The 16,971-nt window shown below is 63.5% G+C and carries 13 protein-coding genes; 10 read left to right on the top strand and 3 right to left on the bottom strand.

What is annotated here, in order from left to right:
- Positions 1 to 107: 107 nt before the first annotated feature.
- The 4 genes from ACK4R0_RS02665 (at position 108) to ACK4R0_RS02650 (ending at position 3,177) form a co-directional block, all read left to right on the top strand.
- Positions 108 to 332, top strand: a complete 225-nt coding sequence (locus ACK4R0_RS02665; RefSeq protein ID WP_409669803.1) for a hypothetical protein — start codon at positions 108 to 110, stop codon at positions 330 to 332.
- Between the two features lie 13 nt (positions 333 to 345).
- Complete coding sequence (locus tag ACK4R0_RS02660; RefSeq protein WP_409669800.1) at positions 346 to 2,202, top strand: hypothetical protein; 1,857 nt, start codon at positions 346 to 348, stop codon at positions 2,200 to 2,202.
- 502 nt (positions 2,203 to 2,704) lie between these two features.
- Positions 2,705 to 2,884 carry a hypothetical protein gene (locus ACK4R0_RS02655; RefSeq protein WP_409669797.1) on the top strand — a complete coding sequence of 60 codons (180 nt, stop codon included), beginning with the start codon at positions 2,705 to 2,707 and terminating at the stop codon, positions 2,882 to 2,884.
- 2 nt (positions 2,885 to 2,886) lie between these two features.
- Positions 2,887 to 3,177 carry a UvrB/UvrC motif-containing protein gene (locus ACK4R0_RS02650; RefSeq protein ID WP_409669795.1) on the top strand — a complete coding sequence of 97 codons (291 nt, stop codon included), beginning with the start codon at positions 2,887 to 2,889 and terminating at the stop codon, positions 3,175 to 3,177.
- A gap of 58 nt (positions 3,178 to 3,235) precedes the next feature.
- Here ACK4R0_RS02650 and galB read toward each other — a convergent pair whose 3' ends face one another.
- Complete coding sequence (galB, locus tag ACK4R0_RS02645; protein ID WP_409669792.1) at positions 3,236 to 6,016, bottom strand: beta-galactosidase GalB; 2,781 nt, start codon at positions 6,014 to 6,016, stop codon at positions 3,236 to 3,238.
- A gap of 6 nt (positions 6,017 to 6,022) precedes the next feature.
- On the opposite strand from galB, the gene ACK4R0_RS02640 reads away from it, so the two are divergent.
- The 6 genes from ACK4R0_RS02640 (at position 6,023) to ACK4R0_RS02615 (ending at position 13,693) form a co-directional block, all read left to right on the top strand.
- Positions 6,023 to 6,187 carry a hypothetical protein gene (locus ACK4R0_RS02640; RefSeq protein WP_409669789.1) on the top strand — a complete coding sequence of 55 codons (165 nt, stop codon included), beginning with the start codon at positions 6,023 to 6,025 and terminating at the stop codon, positions 6,185 to 6,187.
- 69 nt (positions 6,188 to 6,256) lie between these two features.
- The gene (locus ACK4R0_RS02635) at positions 6,257 to 8,380 is read left to right on the top strand and encodes a TonB-dependent siderophore receptor (RefSeq protein ID WP_409669786.1); all 2,124 of its coding nucleotides are present in this window, start codon (positions 6,257 to 6,259) and stop codon (positions 8,378 to 8,380) included.
- A 13-nt stretch (positions 8,381 to 8,393) separates the two neighbouring features.
- Entirely contained in the window at positions 8,394 to 9,113 is a 720-nt protein-coding gene (locus ACK4R0_RS02630; protein ID WP_409669784.1) for an ABC transporter ATP-binding protein, read from the top strand.
- Positions 9,110 to 10,558, top strand: a complete 1,449-nt coding sequence (locus tag ACK4R0_RS02625; RefSeq protein WP_409669781.1) for a DUF3526 domain-containing protein — start codon at positions 9,110 to 9,112, stop codon at positions 10,556 to 10,558. Before ACK4R0_RS02630 ends, ACK4R0_RS02625 begins: the two co-directional genes overlap by 4 nt.
- Positions 10,555 to 11,823, top strand: coding sequence for an ABC transporter permease (locus ACK4R0_RS02620; RefSeq protein ID WP_409669778.1), 1,269 nt, complete (start codon positions 10,555 to 10,557; stop codon positions 11,821 to 11,823). The genes ACK4R0_RS02625 and ACK4R0_RS02620 overlap by 4 nt, the downstream gene beginning before the upstream one ends.
- The gene (locus ACK4R0_RS02615) at positions 11,795 to 13,693 is read left to right on the top strand and encodes a TonB-dependent siderophore receptor (RefSeq protein ID WP_409669776.1); all 1,899 of its coding nucleotides are present in this window, start codon (positions 11,795 to 11,797) and stop codon (positions 13,691 to 13,693) included. Before ACK4R0_RS02620 ends, ACK4R0_RS02615 begins: the two co-directional genes overlap by 29 nt.
- A 115-nt stretch (positions 13,694 to 13,808) precedes the next feature.
- Here ACK4R0_RS02615 and ACK4R0_RS02610 read toward each other — a convergent pair whose 3' ends face one another.
- Both ACK4R0_RS02610 and ACK4R0_RS02605 read right to left on the bottom strand, forming a co-directional pair.
- Positions 13,809 to 15,479, bottom strand: coding sequence for an MFS transporter (locus tag ACK4R0_RS02610; RefSeq protein WP_409670875.1), 1,671 nt, complete (start codon positions 15,477 to 15,479; stop codon positions 13,809 to 13,811).
- A 24-nt stretch (positions 15,480 to 15,503) separates the two neighbouring features.
- Positions 15,504 to 16,901: a DcaP family trimeric outer membrane transporter gene (locus ACK4R0_RS02605; RefSeq protein WP_409669773.1), complete on the bottom strand. Its 1,398-nt coding sequence runs from the start codon at positions 16,899 to 16,901 to the stop codon at positions 15,504 to 15,506.
- Positions 16,902 to 16,971 lie beyond the last annotated feature (70 nt).

Raw genomic sequence — 16,971 nt, 5'->3', positions numbered from 1 at the left:
ACCCAGAAGGATGAGGTGTGTTCTTGCCGAACATTTTCATGAATTTCATGACATCCTTGCAAAGATTGCCATGCTTCATTATATGATATGCGGAAAGGAGATCATCGGTGCCTGATTCGGAAAAGCGCGAGAAATTTGTTAAACTTGCCGAGGGTCGAACGCAGATCGCGTTGGAAGCAATTCGCAAGCTTGGGAATCTATCGAACAAACGGGCTTATGCATATTCAGACAGCGATATTCGCAAGATCACGAAAGCGTTGCGCGATGCTGTCTCTGACCTGGAGAAGCGGTTCGGGTCCACCAACGAACCCAACGAAACGTTCAAGCTTTGAATAGGAGATAAGCATGGGTCCCGAACACCTTGGCATTGGCGACAGGAAGTTTCTCATCAATCGCCTCATTCAGCAGGCGCCGATCAACACCCTGATCAGAGAGTTTTTTAAGAACGCCGATGAGAATACGGCATTGGCGCCACCCGACCGCAGGGTCGTCAAGATTCACCCGACGACATTCAACGGCGTTCGCAAGTTAACATTCTTCAACACAGGCATTGGGATGTCTGCCGCGGAGCTGAGGGACGCGACGAATCTGAGTTCGTCGATTGGCAAGGAAATGTCGCTGGATGGCAACTTCGGAATCGGTGCAAAAGTGTCTGGCTTGGCCGCGTCACCAGACGGCATCCGTTACCGATCTTGTAAAAACGGCGAAGTCAACGAGGTGACCATAGGATGGGACCCGGACGAGGAAACCTACGTGCGCTTCAATGCCAGGATGCCAGATGGGAGTTATGAGACCATTTACGATGTAACTGCTGCCGCGATAGCTGAAGGCCATGATATTGGTTACGACTGGACAGAAGTTGTGCTTTTTGGTGAAACCCCCGAGCATGACACTGTCGCAGAACCCATCGGGGTCGGCAAAGAAGTTGATCGCAGTTTCATCGCAACGTCGATCTTCAGGCGCTTTGTCACATTTTCCGAGGGCGTCGATGTTAAGATTGATGTCGCAATGACGAAGGGCGGTGGCAAAAACGAAACAGGCCGATTTCGGCCACTCAAGACGTTAGATGATGTGCTCGACCGACTTGGACAATGGCAAGATGTCGTCGATGAAGCAACCGGCGTTATCATTAGATACATCCACGATCCGAAGCATGAGAGTTCGGGTCACAGCTTGAGCTCGCGTGCAAATGCGGCAACAGGTTCGACGACATTTTGCGCGCTGGTATATAAAGGCGAGCGTTACGACTTCAAAACGCAAAAGGTTTGGTCGTCAGTAGCTCCTTCATTCGGAATTCCCTTCGGCTCAAAAGTTCTGACAGTCGAAATTCGCTTACCGGACAACGGCGCCTACCCCAGTCAATATCGCGACGCGCTACTTTGGCGGCACGACCGGTCACCGTTAACTGCTGATAATTTTGCATACTTGGTTCGTGAGCAAATGCCGGATTGGGTAAAAGAGATAATTCGACAGGAATCACCGGACAACGCTGATGACTTGAATGATCTTCAATCCGAACTTCAGCAGCTTCTTGATGAGCTACGGGTTCCGACCCACGTGATCAAACCTGCGCCAACAAACGCCAGCCCCACATTCTGGACCAATCCCAATGATTCGGGCGAGGCCGAGCCTGAGCGAACCGCTATCGAATCTGAGCAGGACGAGCCGCAGATGGACGGAACGCAAGCCCCCGTGAAAGGCACCGAAAACCGAGCATCGAAGCGCAGAGTAAGGAATGCTCCGCAAGGTGCCATGGCATCCAGAGTTGCTCGCGCTCTCGAGCGTGCGCCTGACATCAAGATTCTCGTAGATCCACAAGAAATTTCGGATCGCGGTTTGAAAGGCCGCGCAGCCAAATTCTACGGCGATGTTCAAACGCTTTTTGTGAATGGCATTTACCCGGTGGTTGACCGGATGGCCGATGAATTGGCAAACGAGTTGGCTGGTGCTGACGACGCTGAAGAAGCGCGAAAGATCGCGGTCGAAGCCGCTCGTCGCACGCTCGCATTCCGTGTCGGAAAGGCAACCTGCTTTGCTTTGGCGAAACGGCTTCAGGAGGATTGGTCCAGCGAAGACTTGGACCGTGCGACATCGCCTGAGTCACTGTCAATGGCTGCTGATGATTATCGCCAAAGCATCACCTCCGCCAAACGATGGATCAAGGATCGAATCAAAATGGGAGACGTGGCAGCTATGGGGTAAGTTTTGGTCGCCATCATGTCTGTTTATACAGGCAAATGCACATCATGTTGCCTACCTGCCATTAATCTCGTTCTGCCTTTTTTCCACCGAGCCGGTGCTTTGAAGAAGCGGGTCTGCGTCACCCAAATCGGCTGGACAACATTGGACCGCATTGGACGCACGTGACACATTTTTGACTACCAGAAGCTCTATTTCTCCGGGTTTTCATACGTCCACGGCTGAAACACGGGTTCGATTCCCGTAGGGGTCACCAGGATGCTGTCTCACAGCATCCCGCAATGTGCCAAAAATTGGCTGTTTTCCGCGGTTTTTCCTGATATGATGATGCCAGTACGCCATAGCGGCGGGCAATCAGCAGGCGCGCGCAGCAAGGCCGCCCATGGCCGGATCAGCCTGTGTCGGCTCCTGGCGAGCCTGCTGTAGAAGAACCCCTCGGACTCGACCCTGTCGGCGATTTCACGAAGTGCTCGCGGTTGTGCTCGCGATCCACTAACTATGGTGCATGGCAGAGAAATTCGAACGACATCGACAACCATGGACCAGCGCCGAGCTTCAGAAGCTCCACGCATTGGCGAATAAGGGCATGCCTTTGAAGGCCATGGCCAAAGCGCTGACGCGTAGCGAGGAGTCGGTAAAGGACCGCGCCAAGGCAGACGGGCTGCCCATCAAGAAGCTTAGATAGCGATGAGCGAAACATTGCATGATCTGCAGCTGAAAATGGATGCTGCGGCACGCGCCCTGGACTTCGAGGAAGCCAAGCGATGCCGCGACAAGATCAGCCTGATACGCGGCGGCGCCACGGCATCACAAGCCGAGCAGGCAGATTTGTTGGGTGTGGAACGGCAGCAACCGGGCGCCATGGGCCTGGGAACCAGCCAGCAGCGCGTGACGCCCCCTGAAGGGTGGCAGCCACCGCCAAAGCCCGATCCGATGACATCCGGCAACACCGCTCCACGAAAACCGCGCAAGGGCTAACGACAACGGCGTGCGATGCACCGCCTGTGCGCTCTATCGCCGGAAAGGCGGGGAGACGCTATTTCATCGCCGCCGTCCTGCTGGTCGTGCTGATCGTCGTGCTGGCTGAGCCGAGGCCTTCTGCCTCCGCGCGCACGGTGACCTTGCCGGTCTTGCCGGGCAACCCGCGCACGATGACCAGCGCCAGTCCGTTGAAGGCGTCGCGCTGGTGCGACGGGAAGGCGGTCATGTCGGTCGGATCGCCATTGTCGGTGGCGACGATCTCGCCCGGGCCTTCGATGCTGAAGCGGATCGGGTTCTTGGCGGGGCGCACCATTGCGCCAGCGGCGTCGAGCACGCGCAATGTCACGAACGAGAGGTCCTTGCCGTCGGCCGCAATCACCGCGCGATCAGGCTCGAGCGCCAGCGCCGAGGCAGCGCCCGTGGTCCTGACGCTGGCGCTGGCCCAGGGCTTGCCGTCTTTCCAGGTCTCGACCCGCACCTCGCCCGGCGCATAGGTCACATAATCCCAGCGGAAGCGGTATTCATAGTCGCGCTTCTTGATCTTGCCCTGCGACGTGCCGTTGACAAACAGTTCGGCCTCGTCGGCAGAGCTGAACACGTGCACCGGGGTGATCTGCCCCTCGCGTCCGGGCCATGTCCAGTGCGGCAGGATATGCGCGAACTTCAGCTCTGGCCGCCAGCGCGACTGGTAGAGCCAGAAGCGGTCCTTGGCGAACCCGGCCAGATCGATGATCCCCGAATACGAGCTGCGCGATGTATAATAGGGCGTGGGCTCGCCCAGATAGTCGAAGCCGGTCCACACGAATTCGCCCGCGACATAGGGGTGCTGGTCGTCGCTGGCAAACACGCGGTCGGCAGATGAGCCGAAGTCCGACGCATGCAGCTCATAGGCGCTGACCTGATGCGTCACCGGATCGCCGCCCGAATAGGGGCGCACCGGGCCGCTGGTCGCGCCGGCCACCGGGAACAGATATTCGCCGCGGCTCGACAGCGCCGAGGCGCTTTCGCTGCTCAGGATGACCTTGTCGGGGAACGCGGCGTGGAACGCCGGATATTGCCCGATGATGCCGCGAATGCCCGCGCCCTGATAATTGAGGCTGATAACGTCGACCTCGGCGGGCATCGGCATGTCGGCCTTGGCGAAGTTCATCGCGACGGTGGTCAGGCGGCTGGGGTCCTCGTCCTTGGCGATGGCGACCAGTTCGCGGGTCAGTTGGGCGCCTTCCTCGCCGCTATACTGCTCGCCGACCTCGTTGCCGACGCTCCACAGGATGACGGAGGGATGGTTGCGATCGCGGCGGATCATCGCGCGCAGATCGGCCTCGCGCCACTCGGGGAAGATCAGGTGAAAATCGAGCGGGGTCTTCTTGAGCTCCCAGCTGTCGAACACCTCGTCCATCACCAGGAAGCCCATCTCGTCGGTCAGGTCGAGCAGCCCGGGCGCAGGCGGATTGTGGCTCATCCGCACCGCGTTGACCCCCATCTCGCGCAGAATCTGGAGCTGGCGCTGCGCCGCGCGACGATTGAACGCCGCGCCCAATGCTCCCAGGTCATGGTGGTTGTTGACCCCCTGGATGCGCACTTTCTCGCCGTTGACCAGAACGCCGCGCGTGGCATCGAAGCGGACATCGCGGATGCCGAAGCGGGTTTCGAACACATCGGTGACGCGTCCGCTGGTGCGGATGGTCGAGACGGCGAGATAGAGGTTGGGGCTCTGCGTCGGCGGCGGACCCCAGAGCCTGGGGCTGGCGAGCGCTGCGCGCCCGGCGAGCGTCAAGGACCCGCCTGCGGCGACCTCGCCGCCGGTATGCGTGATCTGCGCGACCGGGCGCCGGCTGCGTTTGCCATCGGCGCCAAGCGCATAGATGTCGGTGGTCGCGCTGACCCCGGCCGCAGCAGCGCTGGCGTTGTCGAGCGTCAACCGGACGTCGATCGTCGCGGACGCTGCCGAAACATCGCGGGTCGTGACCGCGCTGCCCCAGTGCGCGACGCGCACGGGATCGGTCTTGGTCAGCCAGATGTCGCGGTACAACCCGCCGCCGGGATACCAGCGCGCCGAGGCGGGCGGATTGTCGAGCCGGATCGCCAGCACGTTGCGGCCACCGGGGACCACGTGCCTGGTCAGATCGACGCGCCAGCTGTTATAGCCATAAGGCCAGCCACCGACGAGCGTGCCGTTGAGCCACACCGTCGCATGGGACATCGCGCCATCGACATCGAGGAAGATCGATTTGCCCGCGTCGCTGGCGGGCACGTCGATGCTGCGGCGGTACCAGCCGATTCCCCAGCTCTTGAGCCGGCCCATGCCACCATAGGGCCCCTCGGTGATGAACGGCCCGGCGATCGCCCAGTCGTGCGGCAGATTGACCTGCTCCCAGCTGCTGTCGTCAAAGCCAGGCTGGACATAGCTCACATCCTCGCCGGGATTGCCAGCAGGCCGAGCGTGATGCTGCGCCGGGTCCTTGATGAACGGATTGGCGGTCGGCAGGATCCAGCGCTTGAGCACATTGGCCCCCGAACCGTCGATCCGCGCTGCCTCTTCGGGCCGGGCGTCGGCGGCCTTGCCGTCGCCGGTGTCATCGAATTCCGGACGGACATCGTAGCGCAGGTCTGCGGTCATTCCGGCGGGATCACCGCGGGTGAAGCGCCAGTCCTGGTTGATCGATTCGCGCGTCCGGGGGGTCTGCTGCGCATGGGCAGGTGCCGCCAGCACCACCAACGCCCAGAGGAACAGACAGCCTGCCAGCGTCACCCATTTCAATACTGTTGCGCTTGCGCGCGCGCTTGTTGCGTTGGCCAGTTGCAATGCCTGCTCCCGTTTTGCTCTTTTTTTCATCGAACCATGACCATCGAGGCCCAGCGGTTGGGCGGCAATTTAACCGACGAAGACGCCGGGTCAACTATTTGTCTGAGTTTTCGGCGCGGCCAGTGGCGCAAATTCGCTTTCGGTGCGGGCCTCCCGCAGCATTGCAGCAAACAAAAAAGCAGAAACCGCTTGATCGCGTAATGATATTTTGTATCACGCCCCAGCATGCTTCACGGGGGAAGCAGCATTGCTGGGGAAGACACCTTTTACATGACCAGATTCACGAGGTTGGCGTTGCCGGTGCTGATGGCCGGATCGGCCTGCGTTGCAGCCCCTGCGCTCGCCGAAGAGGACAACGACACGATCATCGTGAGCGGCCAGCGTCAGGCCTATCGCGGCGATTTCACCCTGCGCGAAACGCCGCAGGCGATCACCCAGATCGATGCCGAGATGATCGATCAGAACGCGATTCTGCGGTTGTCCGACGTGCTCGACCTGTCGGCATCGGTGGCGCGCCAGAACAATTTTGGCGGCCTCTGGGACTCTTATGCGGTGCGCGGCTTTGCGGGCGATGAGAACCTGCCTTCGGGCTATCTGGTCAACGGCTTCAACGGCGGACGCGGCTTTGGCGGCACCCGCGACGCGGCCGGGATCGAGCGAGTCGAGGTGCTCAAGGGCCCCAATGCGGCGCTGTTCGGGCGCGGCGAGCCAGGCGGTACGGTCAACATCGTCACCAAGGTTGCCGATTTCGATACCCGTGGCCGGATCACCGCGCTGGCCGGCAGCTTCAATCGCCGCCGCGCCGATGGCGACGTCAACATTGCGATCGGCGATGTCGCCGCCATCCGCCTTGTTGCCTATTATGAGGACGCCGGCAGCTTCCGCGACACCGTGCGCAGCGAGCGTCTGGGCTTCCTGCCTTCGGTCCTGGTCAGGCTCGGCGAGCGCACCACCCTGACCTATGATCTCGAACTGTCGCGGCAGGAAGCGGATTTCGATCGCGGTGTCCTGGCGATCGGCGGCGTGCTGGGGTTGATCCCGCGCTCGCGCTTTCTGGGCGAGCCGGGCGACGGCCTGATCGAGGCCGATGCCACCGGACATCAGGTGCAGTTGCGCCACGAATTCAGCGATGACTGGAGCTTGATGGTCGGCGGCCAGTATCGCGAGACCCGGCTCGAGGGCTTTTCGACCGAGGCCGAGCTGGCGGCGGGCCGCCAGCGGCTTGGCCGCGATGGTCGCTCGCTGTCGCGCCAGCGCCGCTCGCGGCTGTACGAGGCCGTGCACTTCGTGCTGCGCGGCGAGATTGCGGGCCAGTTCGACACCGGCAGCCTGACCCACCGCGTGCTGATGGGCGTCGACTATGACGAGTTCGACAATTCGCAGGTGTTCCTGCGCTTCCGCCCGGCGGTGATCGGCGCTGCCACCACCCCGCAGGCAACCAACGACATCGACATCTTCAACCCGGTTTATGGGCGCTTCCCCCTGCCCGCACTGCCGCCGCAGACCAACCGGCTCGACCAGCAACGCGCGGTGGGTGCCTATTTCCAGGACCAGATCACGCTGAGCGACAGCCTGCAGCTGCGCATCGGCGGACGGTTCGACGACACCACGGTGGAGACGCTTAACCGCGCCAACGGCGCCGGCAACCAGCGCAGCTATACCCGGTTCAGCCCGCAGGCCGGCGTCGTCTTCACGCCATCGGACGCGGTCTCGCTTTATGCCGCTTATGGCGAAGGCTTCCGCGCCAATCTGGGCGCGACGGCGGCAGGCACGTTGTTCGACCCGGAGACGACCAAATCGGCCGAAGTCGGCGCGAAATTCGGCCTGTTGGACGGCGCGCTCGAAGGCACGGTGTCGCTGTTTACCCTGTCCAAATCCAACGTGCTTGCGGCAGACCCCGCCAACCCCGGATTCTCGCTGCCGATCGGCAAGGCGCGCAGTCGCGGGCTTGAGATCGACCTTGCGGGCAAATTGCCCGGCGATATCGATCTGTGGCTGTCTTATGCCTATGTCGATGCCGAGGCGCGTGCGGACGTGATCGATCTCAACTTCGGACTCGCGATCCGATCGGGCGACCGGCTGATCAACATCCCGCGGCACAGCGCCAACATCCAGCTGTCGCGCGGGTTCGATATCGGCACCACCCGGCTCAACCTGGGCGGCGGCGTGCAATATGTCGGCAAGCGCCTGGGCGAGACGGCAACGACGTTCGAGCTGCCCGATTATGTGCTGGCACGCGCCTTTGCGAGCTGGAAACTGCAGGAAAATCTCGAGGTGATTGCCAATGTCACCAACCTGTTCAATACCACTTACTACACCAACAGCTTTGCCCAATTGTGGGTACAGCCGGGTACACCGCGCGCAGCGTCGGTTGCCTTGCGCGTATCTTTTTGAAAAAGGGATTAAGGTGACAGATCGTACCCTGGCCATTGACAATCTGGTCGTCGAACGCGGCAGCCGCCGCATCGTCGACGGCCTTTCGCTGTCGCTTGCGCCGGGAGAAATCTATGCGCTGCTCGGCGGCAACGGCGCAGGCAAATCGACCACCCTGTTTGCCATCCTGGGCTTCCTGCCGGTCACATCGGGCACGCTGACGGTCTGCGGCCGAGACCCCGGCACCAGCCCGGATGCGGTGCGCGCCTCGGTCGCCTATCTGCCTGAAAACGTCGCGCTGTACGATCACCTGACCGCGCGCGAGAACGTCGATTATTTCCTCAAGGTCGCCGATTGCCAGCGCTCCCACGCGGACATCGAGCAGGCATTTCAGAGCGTCAGCCTTGCCTCTGCGGCCTGGGACCAGCGCGCGGGCCGTTTTTCCAAGGGCATGCGGCAGAAGACCGCGATTGCGCTCGCCTTGCTGCGCAACACGCCGCTGCTGCTGCTCGATGAGCCGACCTCGGGGCTCGACCCGGCAGCCTCGGCCGATTTCCATGCGCTGCTGGAAGCCCTGTCGGCGCGCGGCGTTTCGATCCTGATGGTCACGCACGACCTGCTGGGCGCGGCCGACACCGCCGACCGCATCGGGCTGATCGCGGGCGGGAGGATCGCCAATGAATGGCGCGCGCAAGCCACCGGCCCCCGGTTCGATCTCAATACGTTGCACGACGGCTTTGCGGGCGTCAAATGAACCGCAGCCTGATCATTGCCAAGGCCGAACTGCGCCTGATGCTGCGTTCGCGACTGGCGCTGGTCGGTGTCGTGACGCTGCTGCTGCTGTCTGCCATCGCGGCGGTGACATCGGCCGTGCAAATGACGGAGGCCGCCAGGGCGCGGGCCGAAGCACAGGCCGCGACCGATGCGCAGTTCAAGGCGCAGCCTGACCGCCACCCGCACCGGATGGTGCATTACGGAACCTATGCGCTGCGTCCCGTAGGACCGCTCGCCGCGTTCGACCCCGGCGTCGATTCGTTCACCGGCACGGTCGTGTTCCTCGAAGGGCACCGGCAGAACAGCGCCACCTTCGGCGCAGCGCGGGAATCGTCGGACCTGCTGCGCTTTGGCCAGCTCACCCCGGCGTTCGTGCTGCAGACGCTGGCGCCGCTGCTGCTGATCTTCCTTGGCTTCGCGACGATCGCGCGCGAACGCGAACGGGGCAGCCTGCGCGCTCTGGCAGCGCACGGCGCGAGTGCGCGAAGCATCCTAAGTGGCAAGGCGATGGCGCTGGGCGTCGTCGCGCTGCTGGCGCTGGCGCCTGCGCTGGTCGCGCTGGGCTGGGCCGCGCTGCGCCAGCCGCATGAGGGCGGCATCGCTGTGCTCATCGCACTGGCCTATGCGGGTTATCTTGCCGCCTGGGTGCTGGGCATCGTCGCCGTGTCGGGCATCGCGCGGACATCGCAGGGCGCGCTGATTGCGCTGATCGCCGCCTGGGCGCTGATCGTGGTGCTGGTGCCGCGTGCCGCCGCGGGCTTGGCGGGCGTTGCCGATCCGCTTCCCAGCCGGGTCGACACCGAGCTAGCAATCGCCGCCGACCTGCGCCGCATCGGCGACAGCCACAATCCCAACGACCCTCACTTTGCCGCGTTCAAGGCGAGGTTGCTCAAGCAATACGGCGTCACGCGCACCGAGGACCTGCCGTTCAATTATCGCGGGCGCCTGGCACAGGAGGGTGAGCGGATCACATCGCAGCTGTTCAAGGATTATGCCGCTCGGGCCGATGCCATCCGCCAGCGCCAGTCCGGCTGGCTGGATTGGGCAGGCGTGCTAAGCCCGGCGCTTTCAGTGCGCGGCGCATCGATGGTCGGCGCGGCTACCGATTTATCCACCCACACCGCCTTTATGAATGCCGCCGAGGCTTATCGCTTCGATCTGGTGCAGCGCCTCAACGGGCTGCAGGCGACAGCCGTAGCCAGCGCAGACGATGCTGCGCGCAGCAAGGACCCGCTCGCCGACCGGCGCACCCGGATATCTGCCGACTTCTGGAAGACCATGCCCGAATTCGAATTCGCCGCCCCCTCTCCCTCGGCCCGCATGATCGCGATGGTGCCGTCGCTGCTGCTGCTCGGCCTGTGGATCGCCTTGGCCTTTGGCGTGCTGGGCTGGGCCGCGCGGCGGATGGAAAGGCACGGCGCATGAGCAACGTGATCCGCGAACTCTGGCTGCTGGGCCGCAACCGCGCGGCCGTCGCAGCATTGGTCCTGCTGGCGGTTTTCGCCGCAGCCGGCGTAGCGATCGGTCTGGCCAACGTGTCACGCGATCAGGCGATGATCGAGCGGATGCTCGCCGGGCAGCCCGCCGAGGAGCAGGCATTGGCAGGCTTTGTCGAGGATGCGGGCTATGGCGCCTATTACGGCTTCCAGCCGGTCTGGGATCCGCCGTCGGACCTCGCCTTTGCCGCGCTTGGCAACCGCGACATTGCCCCTGCGATTCTGCGGGTGCGTTCGCTCTCGCTCGAAGCGCAGCTCTATGAGAACGAAAGCGCCAACCCCGAGCTGTCGCTGGCCGGGCGGTTCGATCTGGTGTTCATCACCATCTACATTGCACCCTTGGTGCTGATCGCGCTGCTGCACGATGTGTGGTCGGGCGAACGCGAGGCGGGGCGGCTGTTCATGCTTTCGGCGCTGCCCGGTGCGCGGCGGAGACTGTGGACGGTGCGGATTGCGGTGCGGATCGCAGGGGTGCTTCTGGCCCTGCTGATTCCCTTTGCGGTGGGCGCCATTTTCGCAGGAACCACCTTGCCCCGCCTGCTGGCGTTCGGCGGGCTGATCACGCTCGCCTGCCTGTTCTGGTCGGCGGTGATCCTGCTGGTGGCGCGGCGCGGATCGAGCTCGGTGGTCAATGCTGCGACCTTGGCCTCGATCTGGTTCGCGCTGACGCTCGTCGTTCCTGCAGCGGCCAATCTGGTGATCAACGCGTCGGTTCCGGTCCCCGATGGCGCGGAACTGGCGCGCGAAAACCGCGAATTCGTCCACGGCGCATGGGATCGGCCGCGCGAGGAGACAATGGACGCGTTCCTGGCGCTCTATCCGCAACACGTTGCGGGCAGCGCGCTACCGCCGACATTCCACTACAAATGGTATTTCGCGTTCCAGCATCTGGGCGATCTGCATGTCGCCGATCAGTCGCAGGCCTATCGCGACGGCATCGCGGGTCGCGCGGCCTATGCCCGGGCGGCCGGCTGGCTGCTTCCGCCTGCGGGTATCGCGCAGGCCATGACCGCGCTGGCGGGGACCGACGTCACCGCCCAGCTTGAATTTCAACAGCGCATCCGCGCCTACCATACGCGATTGCGCGAGTATTATTATGACTATCTCTTCAGCGAACGACCCTTCGATCTCTCGATTCTGGCGAACGTTCCGCGTTTCGCTCCTGTTGACGACGACAACGCTCGGGCTGACTGAGACCGCCTACGCTCAGCGTGTCACCGACAATGCCGCAGGCGGTGCAGAGGACGCTTTCGGCACCAGTATCGGCAACGAGCGCGTCGGGCTCTACAGCGGCAGCGACGTGCGCGGCTTTTCGCCGGTCACCGCCAACAATATCCGGCTCGAGGGGCTGTATTTCGACCGCCCGGCCTCGTTCACCGACCGGCTGGTGCAAAGCAACGTCGTGCGCGTCGGGCTGACCGCGCAGAACTATCTGTTCCCCGCCCCCACCGGCATCGTTGATTACAAGATCCGCCCGGCGGGCAACGACTTCGTGCTCAGCACCATGTTCGGCCTCAACAGCTGGGGCGGCGGGCGGCTCGAGCTCGATGCGCAGATTCCGGTGATCAAGGACAAGCTGAGCCTGGTTGCGGGCGTCGCCGGCTTCGTCGACGAGCTTGCGCCGGGCAACCAGTCGTTCTTCGGGTCTTATGCGCTCGCAGCACGGTGGAAGCCTGCGCCCGGGATCGAGGTGATCCCGTTCTGGAGCCGGATCGACCTCTACAACCGCGAGGCCGCGCCGCTCTACACGCCCGAAGGCGCCTTCCTGCCGCCGCGCATCGAGCGCCGCCGCTTCCCCGGCCCCGAATGGGCAGACCAGCGCAACACCGTGCAGCATTATGGCGCGCTCACCAAGGCGCGGCTGAGCGAGAAATGGCAGCTCGCCGCCGGGCTGTTCCGCTCGACATCGGACAGCAGCACCAATTTTGCGCAGAACTTCATCGCGCTGCGGCCCGATGGCACTGCGATCCGCCGGGTTACCAGCGATCCGCCGCTCTCGCTCGCCGGGACCAGTGGCGAACTGCGGCTGAGCCGCACGTTCGCCGATGGCCCGCGTCGCCACACGGTCCATGCCGCAGTGCGCGGGCGCGAACGGGTGAGCCGTTACGGCGGCGGCGGGCGGATCGATTTCGACCGTGCCCCGGTTGACGAGGTGCTCGATATCCCGGCACCCGAGTTCGCCTTCCTGCCGCAGACCGGCGAGACGGTGCGCCAGGGCATCGCCGGCATCGCTTATGACGGCCGTTGGCTGGGCGTCGGCGGCTTGAGCGTAGGCCTGCAGCACACCTGGTACGCCAAACGCGTCGATCGCCCCGGCGCACCGCTGGCGCGGACCGACGATCAAGCCTGGCTGCCCAATGTCACCGCCTCGGTCGAGCTGACCGAGCGGCTGGCGCTTTACGGCAGCTACACCAAGGGGCTGGAGGAGAGCGGCATCGCCCCCGACAGCGCTGCCAACCGCACCGAGGCGCTGCCCGCGATCCTGACATCGCAGATCGATGGCGGGCTGCGCTGGAAGGCACCCTGGGGGATGAGCCTGATCGCCGGGCTGTTCGATGTGCGCAAACCCTATTTTGCCGCAGACGAGATCAATGTCTTTCGCCAGTTGGGCGATGTTCGCCATCGCGGGGTCGAGCTCTCTGCCGCCGGGCCGCTGGCCGAGGGCTTGACCGTGGTCGCAGGCGCGGTGCTGATGCAGCCGCGCGTGACCGGCGATGGCGTCAGGCTGGGCCGGGTCGGACGCCGCCCGATCGGCCAGCCCTCGCAATTGCTGACGCTGGCGACGCAATATGCGCTCCCCGGTGTCGATGGCGTGCAGCTGACCTTCAACGTCACCCATCGCGGCACCCGCGCCGCCGATACGCGCAATCTCGTTACTTTGCCCGCGCGCGCGATCCTGGATGCCGGCGTGCGCTGGCGGTTCGATCTGGGCGACAACCCGGCGCTGCTGCGCGTGCAGCTGCAGAACCTGACCAACGCCTATGATCTCGCGCTGGTCGGCAGCGGCAGCTATCAGGTCAATTCACCCCGCCAGCTGACGATGTTCCTGACGGTCGATTTCTGACAGCCTTGCGCCGGGCGAAAGCCTTCGTCCGATAGATGCTGCCAGCGCGCCAGAGGTTTTCCGGCACGCTGGCAGTGGAGATTGGTCGTCCGAGCAACAGCCCGACGCCGACGCGTCAGTCGTCGATGTTGCGCCGGAAGGTTTCGGGCAGGAAGAGCAGCCCGATCACCACCGTGGCAGCGGCCACCACGACCGGGTACCACAGGCCGTAATAGATGTTGCCGGTGGCCGCGACCATCGCGAACGCAGTGGTGGGAAGGAAGCCGCCGAACCAGCCGTTGCCGATGTGATAGGGCAGCGACATCGAGGTGTAGCGGATGCGGCTGGGGAACAGTTCCACCAGCAGCGCGGCGATCGGCCCGTAGACCATCGTTACCAGCATCGCCAAGGCCCACAGGATGGCGACCACCGCCACCTTGTCGATCCGGGCATTGTCGGCCTTGTCGGGGTATCCGACCGCGACCAGCCCGGCCTTCAGCTCATCCTGGAAAGCCTTGATCGCGGCCTTCCTGTCGTCGCCCTGCAGGCTGTCCGGATTGGGGGCGGTGAACACCGTGCTACCCACGCTGACCGTGGCGATCGTGCCGGGGGCCGCCTCGACATTGGCATAGCTGACGCCCGCCTTGGCGAGATAGGTCTTGGCGATGTCGCAGCTCGTGCTTTCGAAGGTGTTCTTGCCCACCGGATCGAACTGGAACGAGCATTCGTCGGCATGCGCGGTGATCGTCACCGGGGCAGCGGCCTGCGCCTCGGCCAGCGCCGGGTTGGCCGCCTGGGTCAGTGCGCCGAACAGCGGGAAGTACAGCACCGCTGCGAGCGCGCAACCGCCCAGGATGATCGGCTTGCGGCCGATCTTGTCAGACAACCAGCCGAAGAACACGAAGAACGGCGTGGCGAGCGCAAGCGCAATCGCGATCAGGATGTTCGCGGTTGCGCCATCGACCCGGAGTGTTTTTTCGAGGAAGAAGAGCGCATAGAACTGGCCAGCATACCAGACCACCGCCTGGCCCATCACCGCACCCAGCAGTGCGATGATCACCCAGCGCAGGTTGCCCCATTTGGCGAAGGCTTCGGTCAGCGGCGCCTTGGAAGTGGTGCCTTCGTCCTTCATCTTCTGGAAGACCGGGCTTTCGTTGAGCTGCATCCGGATCCACATCGACACGCCCAGCAGCAGGATCGAGATCAGGAAAGGCAAGCGCCATCCCCAAGCGGCAAACGCCTCTTCGCCCAATGCATAACGGATGCCGATGACCACCAGCAAGGCTGCGAACAGCCCGAAGGTCGCCGTGGTCTGGATCCAGCTGGTGTAAAGCCCGCGCTTGCCCTCGGGAGCATGCTCGGCGACATAGGTGGCCGCGCCGCCGTACTCGCCGCCGAGCGCAAGACCCTGGGCGAGCCTCAGCGCAACCAGAATGATCGGAGCGGCAACCCCGATCGAGGCATAGCTGGGCAGCAGGCCAACCGCGAAGGTCGACAGCCCCATGATCCCCATGGTCACCAGAAACGTGTTCTTGCGGCCGACCATATCGCCGATCCGCCCGAAGACGATCGCGCCAAACGGTCGCACGGCAAAGCCCGCAGCGAAAGCCGCGAGCGCGAAGATGAACCCGGTTGTCTCGTTGACCCCGGAAAAAAACTGCACCGAGATATAGGTCGCAAGCAGGCCGTAAAGGTAGAAATCATACCATTCGAACACCGTACCGAGGGACGAAGCGGCGATGACCATCTTCTCCCCCTGTGTCGCCTTGTGATGCTTTGGCAGTGCATCCACTGGTTGTGTCGCCATCATCCCCACTCCTTTTTGGTGTCTTCAGAACGTGTATTTTGCTGCCATTTCCAGCCGGTCCATCTGACCCTTCAACCCGCTCGCCACCTCGCGTTCGGCGTGGCGGACCTCAATGCCGATGTCGAGATTTTTGACCGGAGACCAGAACAGATTGGCGGCTATCGAATAGGCCGAAACATTGGCCAGCCCCGGGATCGCGATGCCATCGGGATAGTCGGCGTGCTGATAGCCCGCAGCGAAGGTCGAGCGCAGATTGGTGGTCCAGCCCAGCTTGAGCGAGGCGAAGCCTGCAATGTTGTCGACATTGAGCAGCCGGTTGCCCAGCACGTTGCGGTCGAACACCGCATCGGGCGCATAGCCAAGGCCCAGATAGCGGCCGATGCCGTTGCCATACGTGGCGCTCAGCCGGATATCATGGCGACCATCGGGGCCGAAGGCGAACTTGCCGCCGGCGGACACGCCCCATCCCACCGAGTCATCGCCAGCGCCGCCATCGTGCACCGACAGCTGGCGCACCAGCCCTGCCAGATGGAGGTCGAGATTGGGCTTCTTGTACACCAGCTTGGCGACCAGATCGGGCACGCGGTCCTGATCGTTGTCGCTCAGCACCGGATTGATCGTGGTGACCGTCTCGGTCTGCGGATTTTCCAGCGCGAGCAGCAGATCGAGCCCCTGGCCCAGTGGCTGGCGATACTGGAGGATCATCTGGCGAACGAACACGGTGCCTTCGAGCGGGCCGACGAAATCGGTGCTCTCGGGCAGCAGCGCAGGGTTCTGGAAGGTGGTCCATTCCTGACCTATCAGGAACCGGTCATAGGTCAGGAAGGCGCGGCGCAGCGTCGGCGTATAGGCATTGGTGGCGCGCTGCGCGCCTGCAGGCGCGGTCGCCAGCGCAAAGTCGAATTCGATATGGCTCTTGAGCTCCTTGCCGCCCAACGGGGTGGAGCTGGTAAAGAACAGCCGCGTCTGGCGGGCATTGGCCATGAAATCGCGGGTCGCAGCGCCGCCGACCGGGATCTGCTGCGGCAGGTAGAACTCCTTGCCCAATGATCCACCCGCGAGCATGCCGTCGTCGAACCGGGTCGCGCTGGCCACCGCCTTGACGAAGCCCCCGAGCTTGAAGGTGGTGCCGCCGACGCGGAAGCCCTCTGCGGGCGCGGTGGGTCTGCTTTCCAGCGTGGCAAGCTTGGTGGCGGTCTCCTCGCTGCGCGCGGCGGCCTGGCTGGCGGCGGCTGCGGCCTGCGCCTGCTCGCTGCGCGCGGCGCCCAGATCGGCGCGCAATGCGGCCATTTCGGCTTCGAGCTTCAGCAGCCGCTCTTCCAGCGCCTGTTCGCGGGCGCTTTGGGCATAAGCCACCTGCGGCGCGACCAGCGCGCTTGCTCCCAGCAATATCAGCCATGATCGGCATCCGGCCTTTGGCATCTCACCTCTCCTGATATCCCGCTCCGGCTTGTTGTCGGTAGTGGATGCAGTGTTCGCTCAATGCCGATGT

It is taken from the genome of Blastomonas sp., assembly GCF_046294995.1.
Taxonomy (GTDB): Bacteria; Pseudomonadota; Alphaproteobacteria; order Sphingomonadales; family Sphingomonadaceae; genus Blastomonas.
This window is presented reverse-complemented; position numbering and strand designations above follow the sequence as displayed.